General features: G+C 34.4%; 14 protein-coding genes and 2 tRNA genes. 7 read left to right on the top strand and 9 right to left on the bottom strand.

The annotated features are described in order from the left end of the window. Positions 1-46: 46 nt before the first annotated feature. Complete coding sequence (locus NBRC110019_RS02255) at positions 47-745, bottom strand: zinc metallopeptidase (RefSeq protein WP_281752284.1); 699 nt, start codon at positions 743-745, stop codon at positions 47-49. A gap of 287 nt (positions 746-1,032) precedes the next feature. On the opposite strand from NBRC110019_RS02255, the gene NBRC110019_RS02250 reads away from it, so the two are divergent. Together NBRC110019_RS02250 and NBRC110019_RS02245 are read left to right on the top strand one after the other, a co-directional pair. Then, positions 1,033-1,740 (top strand): hypothetical protein, encoded by a 708-nt coding sequence (locus NBRC110019_RS02250; protein WP_281751918.1) that lies wholly within the window; start codon positions 1,033-1,035, stop codon positions 1,738-1,740. A gap of 18 nt (positions 1,741-1,758) precedes the next feature. Beyond that, a complete protein-coding gene (locus NBRC110019_RS02245) occupies positions 1,759-2,151 on the top strand; it encodes a hypothetical protein (protein ID WP_281751916.1) in 393 nt (130 codons plus the stop codon). A 97-nt stretch (positions 2,152-2,248) separates the two neighbouring features. Here NBRC110019_RS02245 and ald read toward each other — a convergent pair whose 3' ends face one another. The 3 genes from ald to NBRC110019_RS02230 all read right to left on the bottom strand — a co-directional run bounded on the left by ald (position 2,249) and on the right by NBRC110019_RS02230 (position 5,637). Next, positions 2,249-3,346, bottom strand: a complete 1,098-nt coding sequence (gene ald, locus NBRC110019_RS02240; protein ID WP_281751914.1) for an alanine dehydrogenase — start codon at positions 3,344-3,346, stop codon at positions 2,249-2,251. 94 nt (positions 3,347-3,440) lie between these two features. Next, the gene (locus NBRC110019_RS02235) at positions 3,441-4,133 is read right to left on the bottom strand and encodes a response regulator transcription factor (RefSeq protein WP_281751912.1); all 693 of its coding nucleotides are present in this window, start codon (positions 4,131-4,133) and stop codon (positions 3,441-3,443) included. Continuing rightward, positions 4,126-5,637 (bottom strand): sensor histidine kinase, encoded by a 1,512-nt coding sequence (locus tag NBRC110019_RS02230; RefSeq protein WP_281751910.1) that lies wholly within the window; start codon positions 5,635-5,637, stop codon positions 4,126-4,128. The genes NBRC110019_RS02235 and NBRC110019_RS02230 overlap by 8 nt, the downstream gene beginning before the upstream one ends. A 121-nt stretch (positions 5,638-5,758) precedes the next feature. Between NBRC110019_RS02230 and NBRC110019_RS02225 the strand changes: the two genes are divergently transcribed. After that, on the top strand, positions 5,759-6,601 hold the full coding sequence (locus tag NBRC110019_RS02225; protein ID WP_281751908.1) for a GLPGLI family protein: 843 nt from the start codon (positions 5,759-5,761) through the stop codon (positions 6,599-6,601). Between the two features lie 139 nt (positions 6,602-6,740). Here NBRC110019_RS02225 and NBRC110019_RS02220 read toward each other — a convergent pair. The 4 genes from NBRC110019_RS02220 to NBRC110019_RS02205 all read right to left on the bottom strand — a co-directional run bounded on the left by NBRC110019_RS02220 (position 6,741) and on the right by NBRC110019_RS02205 (position 10,510). Further along, positions 6,741-6,814 (bottom strand) — tRNA-Asn (locus tag NBRC110019_RS02220). Positions 6,815-7,023: 209 nt separating this feature from the next. Further along, positions 7,024-7,097: transfer RNA gene (locus NBRC110019_RS02215), tRNA-Asn, on the bottom strand. 74 nt (positions 7,098-7,171) lie between these two features. After that, on the bottom strand, positions 7,172-8,500 hold the full coding sequence (gene rseP, locus NBRC110019_RS02210) for an RIP metalloprotease RseP (RefSeq protein WP_281751906.1): 1,329 nt from the start codon (positions 8,498-8,500) through the stop codon (positions 7,172-7,174). Between the two features lie 90 nt (positions 8,501-8,590). Further along, entirely contained in the window at positions 8,591-10,510 is a 1,920-nt protein-coding gene (locus NBRC110019_RS02205; RefSeq protein WP_309297636.1) for a M1 family metallopeptidase, read from the bottom strand. A 382-nt stretch (positions 10,511-10,892) separates the two neighbouring features. On the opposite strand from NBRC110019_RS02205, the gene NBRC110019_RS02200 reads away from it, so the two are divergent. The 4 genes from NBRC110019_RS02200 to NBRC110019_RS02185 all read left to right on the top strand — a co-directional run bounded on the left by NBRC110019_RS02200 (position 10,893) and on the right by NBRC110019_RS02185 (position 14,181). Beyond that, on the top strand, positions 10,893-11,582 hold the full coding sequence (locus NBRC110019_RS02200) for an SCO family protein (RefSeq protein ID WP_281751904.1): 690 nt from the start codon (positions 10,893-10,895) through the stop codon (positions 11,580-11,582). A gap of 117 nt (positions 11,583-11,699) precedes the next feature. Beyond that, complete coding sequence (locus NBRC110019_RS02195; RefSeq protein WP_281751902.1) at positions 11,700-11,945, top strand: FeoA family protein; 246 nt, start codon at positions 11,700-11,702, stop codon at positions 11,943-11,945. After that, entirely contained in the window at positions 11,942-14,038 is a 2,097-nt protein-coding gene (feoB, locus tag NBRC110019_RS02190; protein ID WP_281751900.1) for a ferrous iron transport protein B, read from the top strand. Before NBRC110019_RS02195 ends, feoB begins: the two co-directional genes overlap by 4 nt. Before the next feature lie 8 nt (positions 14,039-14,046). Then, complete coding sequence (locus NBRC110019_RS02185; protein WP_281751898.1) at positions 14,047-14,181, top strand: FeoB-associated Cys-rich membrane protein; 135 nt, start codon at positions 14,047-14,049, stop codon at positions 14,179-14,181. 6 nt (positions 14,182-14,187) lie between these two features. On the opposite strand, the gene NBRC110019_RS02180 is transcribed toward NBRC110019_RS02185, so the two are convergent. Continuing rightward, complete coding sequence (locus NBRC110019_RS02180; RefSeq protein WP_281751896.1) at positions 14,188-14,565, bottom strand: DUF423 domain-containing protein; 378 nt, start codon at positions 14,563-14,565, stop codon at positions 14,188-14,190. Positions 14,566-14,665 lie beyond the last annotated feature (100 nt).

The raw sequence follows: 14,665 nt of genomic DNA, 5'->3' as shown, positions 1-14,665 counted from the left end.
CTTTCGCTGTCGTTCTGTATTTATAACCAAAATTAATAAAGGCTTCTTAACTTCTTCTACCTCCAAACACTTGTAGTGCCCAATATACTAATTGAGCCACGGCACCAATAGCAGCAACCACATACGTTCTGGCAGCCCATTTTAAAGCATCCTCTGCTCCCTCATATTCCTGTTGGGTTACCATATGTTTATTATTCAACCAAGCCAACGCTCTGTTACTTGCATCGTACTCAACAGGCAAGGTGATAAAACTAAATACCGTTGCCAAAGCCATAAATACAAGTCCTACAATTGCTATTGGATATCCTATGCCTGACTGTGAAGCAGCACCTAAAATAAACCCTCCAAACACCAACCATTGCGACATTCCGGAAGTAGCACTTACAATAGGTACTAATTTAGATCGTAGTCCTAACCATTCATACGCCTGAGCATGCTGAACTGCGTGTCCACATTCGTGTGCCGCAACCGCAGCCGCAGCAGCATTACGCTGATTGTATACAGCTTCTGATAAGTTTACAGTTTTATTAGCCGGATTGTAGTGGTCTGTAAGGCTTCCTGTTGTACTTATTACCTTAACATCATATATGCCATGATCTGCCAGCATTTTTTCTGCAATCTCGGCACCACTCATCCCGTTGCGCAAATGTACTTTAGAATAGTAAGCAAATTTACTCTTAAGCTTTCCACTTACCATCATACTTATTAGGGCTATTGCCCCTAACAGTAAATAATATCCATAAATTCCCATATTCAGGCTGTTTTTTTAATAAAAATATCAAAAAAACAAGCCAAACATAAAAATAGTAATTTTGACAGGTAACACAAAGTAAACAGTATCAAAGTTTAACATTAAAATTTGATAAACTTATAACTCTTTAAAGTTATTACACGCATGTAAAAAAACAATATACTTACAATTAAGTAACATTAAAACTCCCATTTATAAAAAACACAATCTTATTTTTATACGTAACAACAACTTAAAAAATAAATTATGTTACAAAAAAATTAGTCCGTTTAGGATGGCTCATGATAGCCACCTACCTTAGTTGTGTTTCTTGCGAAAAAGAAGACATAAATTTTATAAATAGCACAGCAAATGCCGAAGCCGCTCCCAACTACGCAAGAGCTACTAACACAGCTAATCCTTATACTGTGAGAAACATGAAGAAAGCAAATGCAAGTCAAGGTACCGATGGTGTATTTGAAACCACATTTCATGAGCTTGGACATGCATCACACTTTAAAAAAGTAGGAAGTAGCTATTGGATAAAATATATTAACTATATTATCACCTACGGAGCTTATGGAGACGGACATGGTATGAACAATGAATATGTAGCTTTAGGAGAAGCATGGGGATATCATATAGGGTATTTTTTAACTTTACAGGAGTTTGGGAGTACAAATGGGATTATTTCTATTAATGGATTTGAAAATTTTGATCCAGTGCAGAAACCAAGTAATGCAGATGTAGTCAGATATGGAACTCCAATATATAATTGGAGAGGCTGGATTCCAGCAGGTATCATATTAGATATTACCGATACCCAAGCAGACTGGGTACGAACAGGATACAGAGACAATGTTAGTGGCTATACATATCAAAACATCTATAATGCTATGGACAGTGATGTAACCTCACCACAAAAATTAAGAGACCGGTTACTAAGTGAAAATGGAAATTTAGATGAAACAGATTTACGAAATCTATTTGAAGCTTATTATTGGGATTAATATTAATAGTTTACATACATGAAAAAAATATTTCTTATTAGTTGCTTGGTAACATTATTAACTGGATGTGATCCCGAAAAATGCTCAAGTTTCCATCTTGCTAATTATAGTGAAACTAATGTTAATATATATTTTGTAAGTCAGGATACGATTATTTTTAAAAACATTTATCAAGACTCTAAAATACCTTTTGGATCTAAATACTGCGATATGGGGGGAGGATCTATATTATATATGGCTCTGTATGATTCTATATACATTACCGATTTTTCAAACAACATACTCAAAGTATATAAAGAGGATACGCCCGGTAAAAATATCTACAATATTGACGAGTATTGGAGCGTTAATAACCCCTCTAAACACGATTATGAATATATTTATGAAATAAACGAAGAAGATTTTCAGTAAAATAATTTACACCCTTTACGGAGTATAACATCAAAAATCGCACCAACTACTTTTAATTATTTGGTGCGATTTTTTATACCGTAAATCTATTGTAACATTAACAAGAAACATTCCACCCAAAGGCTTCCTCAATTTCCTCTAAAACACACGTACCTTTTACAATATTTAATCCTTTTGCCAGAAGCTTATCTTCATCACAAGCTACTTCCCAACCTTTGTTAGCCAGTTTTAAAATATATGGCAACGTTACATTGGTTAACGCTACTGTAGAAGTATATGGTACAGCACCAGGCATATTAGCTACACAATAGTGTACTACATCATCAATAATATAAGTAGGGTCTTCGTGCGTAGTAGGTTTGGTTGTTTCAATACATCCACCTTGGTCAACCGCTACATCTACAATCACAGCACCCGGATGCATATCTTTCAACATATCTCTGGTAATTAGTTTAGGTGCTTTTGCTCCTTTAATAAGCACCCCTCCTACAATTAAATCGTGGGTTTTGATATGCTTACGAATATTATACTCACTAGAAAACTCAGTAATTACATGGCTTGGCATAATATCGTTTACATATCTCAAACGCTTCATGTTCACATCTAAAATAGTTACATGAGCCCCTAAGCCTGCTGCCATTTTAGCAGCCTGAATACCCACTACACCGGCACCTAGTATTAAAACTTTACCCGGAGGCACACCTGGTACACCACCTAATAAAATCCCTTTACCTTTAATAGGTTTTTCAAGATACTTAGCCCCTTGCTGAATAGCCATTCTACCAGCCACTTCAGACATAGGCGTTAGTAATGGCAAGGTACCTTCCTCATCCTCCACCGTTTCATAAGCAATACACACTGCATTGCTTTTTAGCATAGCCAATGTAAGTGCTTCGCTAGAAGCAAAATGGAAATATGTAAACAGAACCTGATTTGGCTTTATTAAATCATACTCCTCTTCAATTGGTTCTTTCACCTTAACAATCATATCACTTTCAGCATATACATCCTGAATAGTTGGTAAAATTGTAGCCCCAACACTTTCATAATCGGCATCAAAAAAACCGCTGCCTTCGCCTGCGGTTGATTGTACATATACCGTATGATTGTTTTTAATTAGTTCAAAAACCCCTGCAGGTGTCATACCTACCCTGTTCTCATTGTTTTTAATTTCCTTTGGAATTCCTATTTTCATTGCGTTGCGTTGTTAAAGCGTAAAATTCTACAATCATACTATAATTTCAAATAAAAGTTAAAAAAACATTACCAAATGTTTATAAGTTTTATAATCAACAAATCAACTTATACCCCAAACCTCTAACATTCAGTATTTTAATTTTTCCATCTTGCTTTAACCGCTTACGTAACTTAGTGATATACACATCCATACTACGGGCTGTAAAAAAATCATCTGCGCCCCAAAGTTCATTCAAAATATAAGACCGCTCCAGCAACTCGTTCTTATGGCTCACCAAATGAAAAAGCAACTGTGTTTCTTTATGGGTAAGCACCACCTTATCTTCACCCCCATAACGTAGTTCTTGCTTAGCAACATCAAAGGTATACGTCCCTATAGCAATTCCCTCGTGCACCTCTTCCAACATCGCTTTTTTAGTATAGTTAAGTAAATTATGGATACGAACAATCAGCTCTTCCATACTAAAAGGCTTTTTCAAATAATCGTTTCCGCCAATAGAAAAACCAGCAACTACATCTTGTGTTTGTGATTTTGCCGTTAAAAAAATAATAGGAATTTTTTCATCTAAATTTCGTATTTCTTTAGCCACTGTAAAACCATCTTTTAGAGGCATCATTACATCCAGCACTAGTAATTCTGGCTGGTATTCGGCATAAGCCTTTAATACCTCTTCTCCATTTGCACACAACACTACATTAAAATCTCTGGTTTCTAAGCTTTCCTTTACTATTTCGGCGAGTACTTCTTCATCCTCGGCCAACAGTATTTTTATTTTATCACTCATAAGGCAACCGTATTTCAAATGTTGTAATTCCCGAACCTATTCTAACAGCTACAGTTCCATTGTGTTTTTCAATAATATTTTTAGTATAGTACAAACCTATACCATACCCCTTAACATTATGAATGTTACCCGTGGGAACCCGATAAAATTTCTCAAAAATCCGCGTAGCCTGATCCTTGGTTAAACCGCATCCATTATCAGCTATCACAATTCGCAAAGTATCTTCTTTAAGTAATTTTATAGTAATCCGTTTTCCTCCATATTTGACAGCATTATCTAGTATATTTCCTATGGCATTTTCTAAATGAAACGTATCGGCAAAAATCAATATTTCTTCTTCAGGTAATGTCACATCCCATACTTTATCACCTCCATTACTTCTAAAATCACCTAGAATAGAGCGTATAAGGGTGTTTATACACATCTCTTCTTTGGTTACCTTTATAGAAGAGCTCTCTAAGGTTGCGGTTTCAAGAATCTTCTCTACCATCTCACTCAATTTTTCCAACTGTACACGTGACCGCTGCACATATCTTTTTGCCCTAGCAGCATCATCTAGGGCATTAAAGGTATCCATCCCTTCTAGGGCTGCATGTATCGTAGCTATTGGCGTTTTAAATTCATGGGTTATATTACTTAGAAAGTCGTCTTTAATTTCTGAAAGTTCTTTTTGATCTTTTATAATCCGCAACAGATAAAACAAGCTCCCTATAATAACCAATGCCAATAGCACCGAAATAAAAATACCCAAAAAACTATATTTCAAAATAATACCTCTAGCATTAGGGAACGCTATTTCCATTGCTTCTCCCTCATCTATATAGTTCGATTGTGATTTCGCTTTTAAAAAGGATTCATCTACCACACCTGCATTAAATGTTCTGTACACCGTATCCTTTTTAAACTGAGTAATAGCATAAGGAAAGTGAAAATCTCTGCTATCTAATTCAGCACGTAGTAACGTATCTAATTTTTGAAAATTGATGGTATCTTCCTGAAATGAAATAAAAATAGAAGTAATACGCTGTTGTAGATTGTCTTTAATGGTATCGTTTTTAAAAACACTTACACTGCTTATTTGATTGGGGTTTAGCCGAAGACTATCCTCTAAAAAATCGCCTATATCAGCTCCTTCTTTTGCCCCCATTAAATTATCGTGAATCTTAAAAATTGTATTCGGTGATTTTGCTTGTTTTAATTGAAACTCTATACTATCTGTAAACTGATTAGAAAACTTATCTATCTCTGCTTCTTCAGCAACATGCACATCGCCTTCTATCTGTACAAATTTATGAGTTGATGCCACCAACGAAATATCTTTTTTCCTTACTATGTTTATGTAATACTTTTCTAAAGCATTATCTAAAACCTCCTGCATTTCGGTTTTAAAATTATCTTTATTAACCAGATAATTTTTATAATTCCAATACGCCTGAACAACCAAAGTTACCATTATGGTTATCACAATGATATATAGTATGTATTTGTATTTTCGATTGTTCATACCTCAAAAATACAGTTTTTAAAAGCATTATTTTATCGGTTAACACTAGTTAACACTGGTTAACCATTAAAGCAGAAAAACAATTAGATATTTACTACATCAAATTGAAAAACGAACAGTTATGAACTATTTTCTTGGATTACTGATAAGCACATTTACATGTGCATCAGCTATAGCTCAACAAGGGGAAGCTACCTATCTTGAACATGTTAAAGCGAGTATCTCTTTTGACTCTACCACCAACGCAAAAATGACTAACAAAATGCGACAAGCAATAGATGCGCAACTTAAGAGCCTGTCTCAAAAAGAGTACACCCTAACCTTTACCCCAACTGAGTCTATATACAAACAAGAGGAACAACTAGATACTCCCACTCCTGCAAGCAGTAATGTGGGCGGTGTTGGTGCTGTATTTATAAGCTCTTCGGGAGGAGGTGACTTGTTATATAAAAATGTAAAAGAAAACAAGTTTGTAAACCAAACCGAGTTAATGGGAAAACTATTTTTAATAAAAGATACCCTTACTACACGTAAATGGAAATTAGGTTCTGAAACTAAAACCATAGGTAATTATACTTGTTATAAAGCCACTATTGACTTTACGGTAACACACACACAATTCACCTTTGGAAACGAAGAAGAAGAAAAAACCGTAGAAAAAACCAAGACACTTACTGCTTGGTACACTCCTGAAATACCAGTAAGCAACGGACCAGAAGACTATCAAGGTTTACCAGGACTAATTCTCGAAGTTCATGAAGGAAATAAAACACTTGTGTGTAACAAAATAACGTTGAGCAAAGAAAACGACTTTGAAATAAAAATACCTTCCAAAGGAAAAAAGGTTACTCAAACCGAATATGATGAAATTAGTGAAAAGAAAATGAAACAGTTTATAGAACAGCAAAAAAACAATCATAGAAACAGAAACGGCAAAGGCATAAGTATCTCTATATCAAAATAAAAGAACACATCTATTCGTTATTTCAAATTCATTTGGCTTATACAACTGTAACAACTCCTTTTTATCTCTATCCTTATCCTTTACAGTAAACTAATTAAAAAAGGCAGCAACATTAATTATGTTACTGCCTTTACTTTTGCTCCTCCTCTTGGGCTCGAACCAAGGACCCTCTGATTAACAGTCAGATGCTCTAACCAACTGAGCTAAGGAGGACTGTATTTCCTTATATTTAGCGGTGGCAAATCTATATGTTTTTTTATTTATGTGCAAGGAAAAAGTGCACATCTCATTACTTATTAAAACATACTACTATCAAATTTCCATATAAAATTCCAATAGTATTTTTAGTTTATCTAACAACTAACCGCTTGCTTACAAACAAAAAAGCAGCAACATTTAAATGTTACTGCTTCATTTTTAAGCTCCTCCTCTTGGGCTCGAACCAAGGACCCTCTGATTAACAGTCAGATGCTCTAACCAACTGAGCTAAGGAGGAATATGCCTCTCTGTTTTAGCGGTTGCAAATATATAGGTTTTTTAATTCACACCAAACATTTTTTTTATTTTTTTTTAGCCACCAAAAAATTTCTGAATTACGTAGCGATACAAGTCATTTCCGTTTGCATATAAAACCAAACTAATAACTATAATAAACCCAACCAATTGAGCATATTCTAAGAACTTATCACTCGGTTTTCTACCCGTAATCATTTCGTACATTAAGAACAATACATGCCCCCCATCTAACGCAGGTATTGGCAAAATATTCATAAATGCTAACACAATAGATATAAAGGCCGTTTTTTCCCAAAAAGAAACCCAATCCCACGTAGGAGAGAAAATGCTTCCTATACTACCAAAACCTCCCATTTGAGACGCTCCTTTACTCGTAAATAAGTATTTTAATTGCGATGCATAATCGTGAAGTGTCCAATAAGCCTCAGCAGTTCCTTTTTTAACAGCTTCTCCAAAAGTATAATACTTCGTAGAAATTAACTTTCTATTACCTATTCCTATTTTTCCTTCAACAGGAGTCACACTAATAGTTTCATCCTTGACATCTCTATGTACCACAATAACATTCTCTCCCTCTTTAAGTAACGAAGAAATCTCTGAGAACTTAGCTACCGGTGTATCATTAATAGACATCACTTTATCTCCTGCTAAAAAACCTGCTTTACTAGCCGGACTTCTTTCTTCTACAGAACGGATTACTGCATCTCTAGAAATACTGTCTATAATAGGCACAAAAGCATTAATAGCTCCTTCTTTAAACAAATGCATCCCTAAAGAGTCAGGCAATGCTATTGTTTCCGTTACACCATCTTTATGAACCACCTCTATTTCTGACACATCTCTAACCAGTAAATACCAGTTCATTTTTAACGCATCATCCAGCTCATTATCATTATAGCTTAAAATCTTATCTCCGTCCTTAAATCCATAAGCTTTCATTGCATCGTTTACCTCAAAACCATCTTTAAGGTCTTCCATCTTTACAACTTTCGAACCGTTATAATAAAAAACAAGTGTATAAATAAGGAACCCTACAATAAGATTAACGGTAACCCCACCAACCATAATTATTAAACGTTGCCAAGCTGGTTTGCTTCTAAATTCCCATGGCTTAGCAGGTTCTTTCATCTGCTCTTTATCCATGCTCTCATCAATCATACCGGCAATTTTCACATACCCTCCTAATGGCAACCAACCTATACCATATACAGTTTCCCCTATTTTCTTTTTAAACAATGCAAACTTAACATCGAAGAAAAGGAAGAATTTCTCTACTCTGGTTTTAAAAATTTTTGCAGGGATAAAATGCCCTAACTCGTGTAATACAATCAATATAGATAAGCTAAGAAATAGCTGTAATGCTTTAACTAAAAATGGACTCATAAGTTCTTTTCTCTACTTTCAAAACGCACAAAAGTAAGGTTTTCACCTTACTTTTAAAATTAATACACTTTATTTCCTGCTAATTTTACGTTAATTCTTTACGAAACTTTTCTGGATAGTCCCTCTATCGGTTTCAATTAGCACTTTATGAACCCCTGATGATAATGCCGTAACATCAACTACAGCAACCCCACTAGTCACTGTAATTAACTTACCCGTCATATCATATATTTTCACATGATTAATAATTACATTTTCAGGCTTTTCTATTTCAAAAGTCGTATTACCCGGATTTGGGTATATTATAATATCAGATTCTGCAACTTCATTATCAGGCAACTTTAAAGTAACTGTATTAAACTTAGAGATAATATCATATTCAGGATCAAACTCTACATCGGTCACTGTAAAACCAACAGGCACGCTAAATACTTGATTGTTATAGATATTATCTAAAGTTACATCTAATTGCTCGCCACCTGCACCAATTAAACGTATAGGAACATTCACTTCAAAAAAGTCTGTTACCAAAGGCATCGATACATCTTGACTTAACACCACATTTATACCTCCCGAGGCTTGGCTCCATGACACATCATACATAGGATACCCCTCCCCATAAATCCAATCATCAAAAAATTCAGTAAGACTCATTCCACTTTGCACCTCCATATGGGCAATAAAATCTGTGGTATGCGCATAATCAAACGCTAAATCAGGATCGGCCAAATAATTCTGAATTCCTTGATAAAAATCTGCATCACCTAATTTCTTTCTAAGCATATGCAAAACCATTGCTGCCTTATTATAAGATAAACGCGAACTAAAAATTCTACTTACATTGGTAGTGTCTGAAGGTTGTAAATATACCGACCCAGAAATATTAGAAGTAATATTAGCTATTTTGGTTTGTTTCCAATTAATAAAGTCATCATTACCATCTAGATGTTCTTCTACAAGACCCGATAAATAAGTAGCAAAACCTTCGTTTAACCATATATCTCTCCAGGTTCCGCATGTAATTTTATCCCCAAACCACTGGTGTGCCAATTCATGCGCTATTAAGCCTCTACTAAATCCACCCATAAAAGAAACAGTAGTATGCTCCATACCTCCACCCCAACCAAACTGAGCGTGCCCATATTTCTCATCATGATAAGGATATGTTTCAAAAAGGTTTTGGAATAAATTCATAATATCAACGGTTACCGGGGTAGCCACCTGTGCGGTGGCTAATGTTTCCGGATATACGTAATTCACAATATCGAAGCTATCTGCACCACTACCCACCGTCTCGGTATACACTTGATAATTAGTAACCGCAATTGCAATTAAATAAGCCGGGATAGGGTGACCGTGTTTAAAAGTAGTTGTTTTATAAGATCCGTTAGTAACATTATTTGTTTCTAAACCATTAGAAACTGAAACATACTGCATAGGAGCAGTAATACTTACCTCTATACTATCTACTTTATCGTTAAGATCTTGCTTACATGGCCACCAATCTTTAGCCCCATATGGCTCAGATAAAGTATAAATAATTGGTGTTCCATTATGTGTACTTGCAGTAAATGCAGCCTGATCTGCAGCAGGAGCACCAGCATACGTAACAGTTAAAGAATCTAAAGTTCCTGCCGCAACAGTTTGTGGCAAATCGATCACTAATTCATCAGTCGCATTTTGAGTAAATGTTAATGCTACTCCGTTTCTAGTTACCGAAGAAACAGGCATCTGATTTGTAAAATCAAAAGTAATTGTGTTCATATCCTGAACAGCTTCAAAGTAGGTTGTTACCGTACCATCAACATAATAAACTGCAGGATCCAATGTAAATTCTAAACGAGTGAATTTTAAATCGTAATTTTCTGTATTGATATTGGTAGGAGCTTGTATTTTTGATTCTGCTCTATTCATTTCACTATTAACTATTTGCTTAAATTCCTCAGGACTTTGAGCAAATGATAATACAGAAGTTAAAAGTACCGCTATTATAAGTAATCTTCTCATCATAAATCAAGTATATAGTAAGTATCGGGATAGTAAATATAACACTTTTAACGAATTAAATTGCGTTTAATCGGAAAAAAGTACACTTTTAACGGATATTAAGTGAATTCAATAAACCCTTATCAATACATCAAAGTAAATCATAAATAAATTACAAAATATTATTAACAATTCAGCAAATGTAACATATGTCACTAAAGATCAACTCCAAACATGGGCTTGACGCAAAAAAAAGCCTTCAAGAATAGCTATCAACGATGTTTACCCTGATTAAAAAACACTAGAAACCAACTAAACCCAATATATAGTTATCGTCATTTTAACAATTGAAATGTCTTTAATACTATAACTTTGCATCGCAAGTTCCAATCGTAATTATGTTATAATGAAGCAAGGAAAAGAAAAAAGCACTTCGCTAATATTGTTAATATCATTATTTGTCACCATACTAATTGCTGCATTTGGCGGCATATACTTCTTTTTAAGCAAGCCTGGCAGAGATGCAGAAAATAGATTACCCATATATCAACCAAGTGATGTTAACACGAGCTTAGTAGACAGCACTGTACAATACATCCGTAAGTATCACACTATAGCAAATTTTAAGTTAGTAAACCAAAACGGAGATACGATTACGCAAAAGAACTATGAGGGTAAAATATACGTTGCTGATTTCTTTTTTACTACTTGCCCCGGAATATGCCCTATAATGACAGCTAATATGGCAGATATCCAAAAAGAAATTCTAAATAACGACAAAGTACTTCTTCTTTCGCACAGTGTAACTCCAGTGCAAGACTCGGTTCCTCAATTAAAAAAATACGCTATTAAAAAAGGGGTTATCGATAGCAAATGGAATTTAGTTACAGGTGATAAAAAGCAAATATACAACTTAGCTCGTAAGAGTTATTTAGCAGCAGAGAGTGATGGAGATGGAGGTCCTTATGATATGGTACACACCGAAAACTTTGTTTTAGTAGACACCAAACGGCGTATACGCGGATTTTATGACGGCACTAAAAAAGAAGAAATAAAAAGACTCCTTGAAGACATTAAAAAACTTGAAAAAGAATAAGTTATAGCCCTATAACACCAAAACTACCCGCTTGTATAGCTTATTAACGCCTTTCTTTTTTGGTAACTACATTATTTATAGTACTTTTGCTTAATTAAAATCAATCTAAATAACAAGTTGAAACACACTATTTCAGATCTGAAGAGAGGCGAGAAAGGAATTATTAAAGATATATCGAACCCAGCGATACCTTTAAAATTATATGAGATGGGATGTCTACCAGGAAATGAAGTAGAATTAATTCAATTTGCTCCTTTTAGAGACCCTTTATACCTTAATATAAATGGGTCGCATTTAGCTATTAGAAAGCAAACTGCAGAATTAATTGAAATTGAAAAAATTGAAAATCATATTACCCTATGAGTAAGCAAATAAAAGTTGCCCTCATTGGTAATCCCAACACGGGTAAAACATCCGTATTTAATGCCCTTACAGGGCTAAACCAAAAAGTAGGTAACTACCCTGGTATTACGGTTGAAAAAAAAGAAGGCATTTGCAAGCTTCCTAGAGGCATTAAGGCTCATATACTAGACTTACCCGGAACCTACAGTTTAAATGCTACTTCATTAGATGAAAACGTAGTTATAGAATTGCTTCTTAATAAAAATGATAAAGATTTTCCGGATGTTGCCGTTATTGTTGCTGATGTTGAAAATTTAAAACGGAACCTTCTTTTATATACACAAATTAAAGATCTAGAAATTCCGACCATTTTGGTAGTCAATATGGCCGATAGAATGGAAAGACATGGAATTTCGTTAGATATCGAACTCTTAGAAGCCCAATTAAAAACCAAAATTGCTTTGGTAAGTTCTAGAAAAGGAACCAATATTGAGCATTTAAAAGACTTAATTCTTAACTATAAAAACCTTTCTACAGAGCCTTGTGTAAATGCTTCTGTTATAGATCAAGAATATTTTGATGGGTTAAAGAAGGCTTTCCCAAACCAATCTATCTATAAACTATGGTTGGTTATTACACAAGATGTAAACTTTGTAAAGTTAGACCGAAATTTAGTGAAGGATACCTCCAGCTTTTCAACCAAATCACGATCTGACTTAAAACGAATGCAACAAAAGGAGACTATTGTCAGATACCAATTTATTAATAATGTTCTAAAAGAAACTTTTAAGAAAGACATTAATGCAGCCAAAGACCTGAGAAGTGTTTTAGACCGAATTCTAATGCACAAAGTATATGGATTTGCCACATTCTTTTTTATCTTATTACTTATATTTCAGGCTATTTATAGCTGGAGCGAGGTTCCTACGAACCTGATTGAGAATACCTTTTCATTTTTAGCTGAATGGATCAAAGAAACTTTACCTTCGGGAGCATTTACGAACTTAATTGCCGAAGGCATTATACCCGGTATTGGAGGTATTGTTATATTCATTCCGCAAATTGCCTTCTTATTCCTATTCATATCTATACTAGAAGAAACGGGGTACATGAGTCGTGTTGTATTCCTAATGGATAAAATAATGCGTCGTTTTGGTCTTAGTGGTAAAAGCGTGGTTCCATTAATATCTGGTACTGCTTGTGCTATTCCAGCAATTATGGCCACCCGAAACATAGAAAACTGGAAAGAGCGTCTCATAACTATATTGGTAACTCCATTTACTACATGCTCTGCGCGCTTGCCTGTATATCTTATTATAATATCTATGGTTATTCCGCAAGGCACCATTCTAGGGTTAAGCTATCAGGCATTAGCACTTATGAGCTTATATATCTTAGGGTTTATAATGGCGGTTGCCTCTGCTTATATTCTAAACAAAATTTTAAGAACAAAAACACGTTCTTTTTTTGTTGTTGAAATGCCCAATTATAAAATACCTCTTTTCAAAAATATAGCTATTACTGTTTTTGAAAAAACTAAGAGTTTTGTTCTAGGAGCCGGTAAAATCATTTTGTCATTATCTATTATTCTATGGTTTTTAGCCACCAATGGTCCTACCGATAAATTTACAAACGCTGAAAAAATTATTACTGAAAAATATAAAGATCAAAATATCTCTAAAGAAGAGCTTAACAAACATACAGGTGCTTATCAATTAGAGAATTCATACATTGGTATTTGCGGTAAAACAATAGAGCCTATTATTAGACCTTTAGGCTATGACTGGAAAATTGGCATAGCTATTGTAAGTTCTTTTGCAGCAAGAGAGGTTTTTGTAGGCACCTTAGCTACCATTTACAGTGTTGAATCTGATGATGAAAATACTATAAAAAACAGAATGAAATCTGAATTAATGCCAGACGGAACCAAAGTGTTTAACTTAGCCTCGGGCATTTCATTACTGTTATTCTATGCATTTGCTATGCAATGTATGAGTACGTTAGCCATTGTAAAAAAAGAAACCAATAGTTGGAAATGGCCATCTATACAACTTATAAGCATGACAGGTTTTGCTTATGTGGTTGCCTTTATAGCCTTTCAAATTTTAAAATAGAAAAGAAGATGATGCAAGAAATTTTAGTTTACGTAAGTGTTTTAGCTGCCTTGTTCTATTTATTTTATAAATACAACATGCCTAAACGCCAAAAATCTGTAAAAAATTCAGGATGCGGTAAAGACAACTGTGGTTGTCATTAACTATACTCACAAAATACTTAGGGCATTGTATAATAGCAATGCCCAACCTATTACCAAACACACCCCTCCTAATGGTGTAATAGGTCCTAGAAATTTCCATTTACAACCCTTATACCCAGTATAACAAAGTAGATATATACTAAAAGAAAAAAGTACTGTTCCTAAAATAAAAAACCATACAGTGGTTTCATATACAGGTACTGCTTTATTGTTAAAACCTATTAGTAATAAAACAATAGCATGGTACATTTGGTATTTAACCCCTGTTTCGTAACTCGTTAATTGTTCTGCTGTAAATTTTCCTTTCAGTGCATGCGCCCCAAAGGCTCCTAAAATTACAGCTAGCATGCCTAATAAAGCACCTGCTATTTGAGCATAAATCATATAATAGGTATTTAATTGACCAACCTTAAAAAAGTTTGATAACTAAATATAGTAAACATTTAACACATACTAATTGAGATGTTTTAATTTCTTTTAATAC

The sequence above is a fragment of the Neptunitalea chrysea genome, from assembly GCF_027924145.1.
Taxonomy (GTDB): domain Bacteria; phylum Bacteroidota; class Bacteroidia; order Flavobacteriales; family Flavobacteriaceae; genus Neptunitalea; species Neptunitalea chrysea.
Note: the sequence above shows the minus strand (reverse complement) of the source record. Positions and strands in the feature narration are given on the sequence as shown.

What these genes read in the sequence shown, in the direction of transcription:
- NBRC110019_RS02250 (WP_281751918.1), top strand. Translation starts at nt 1,033, where the DNA reads ATGATAGCCACCTACCTTAGTTGTGTTTCTTGCGAAAAAGAAGACATA.
- NBRC110019_RS02245 (WP_281751916.1), top strand. Translation starts at nt 1,759, where the DNA reads ATGAAAAAAATATTTCTTATTAGTTGCTTGGTAACATTATTAACTGGA.
- ald (WP_281751914.1), bottom strand. Translation starts at nt 3,346, where the DNA reads ATGAAAATAGGAATTCCAAAGGAAATTAAAAACAATGAGAACAGGGTA.
- NBRC110019_RS02235 (WP_281751912.1), bottom strand. Translation starts at nt 4,133, where the DNA reads ATGAGTGATAAAATAAAAATACTGTTGGCCGAGGATGAAGAAGTACTC.
- NBRC110019_RS02230 (WP_281751910.1), bottom strand. Translation starts at nt 5,637, where the DNA reads ATGAACAATCGAAAATACAAATACATACTATATATCATTGTGATAACC.
- NBRC110019_RS02225 (WP_281751908.1), top strand. Translation starts at nt 5,759, where the DNA reads ATGAACTATTTTCTTGGATTACTGATAAGCACATTTACATGTGCATCA.
- rseP (WP_281751906.1), bottom strand. Translation starts at nt 8,500, where the DNA reads ATGAGTCCATTTTTAGTTAAAGCATTACAGCTATTTCTTAGCTTATCT.
- NBRC110019_RS02205 (WP_309297636.1), bottom strand. Translation starts at nt 10,510, where the DNA reads ATGATGAGAAGATTACTTATAATAGCGGTACTTTTAACTTCTGTATTA.
- NBRC110019_RS02200 (WP_281751904.1), top strand. Translation starts at nt 10,893, where the DNA reads ATGAAGCAAGGAAAAGAAAAAAGCACTTCGCTAATATTGTTAATATCA.
- feoB (WP_281751900.1), top strand. Translation starts at nt 11,942, where the DNA reads ATGAGTAAGCAAATAAAAGTTGCCCTCATTGGTAATCCCAACACGGGT.
- NBRC110019_RS02185 (WP_281751898.1), top strand. Translation starts at nt 14,047, where the DNA reads ATGATGCAAGAAATTTTAGTTTACGTAAGTGTTTTAGCTGCCTTGTTC.
- NBRC110019_RS02180 (WP_281751896.1), bottom strand. Translation starts at nt 14,565, where the DNA reads ATGATTTATGCTCAAATAGCAGGTGCTTTATTAGGCATGCTAGCTGTA.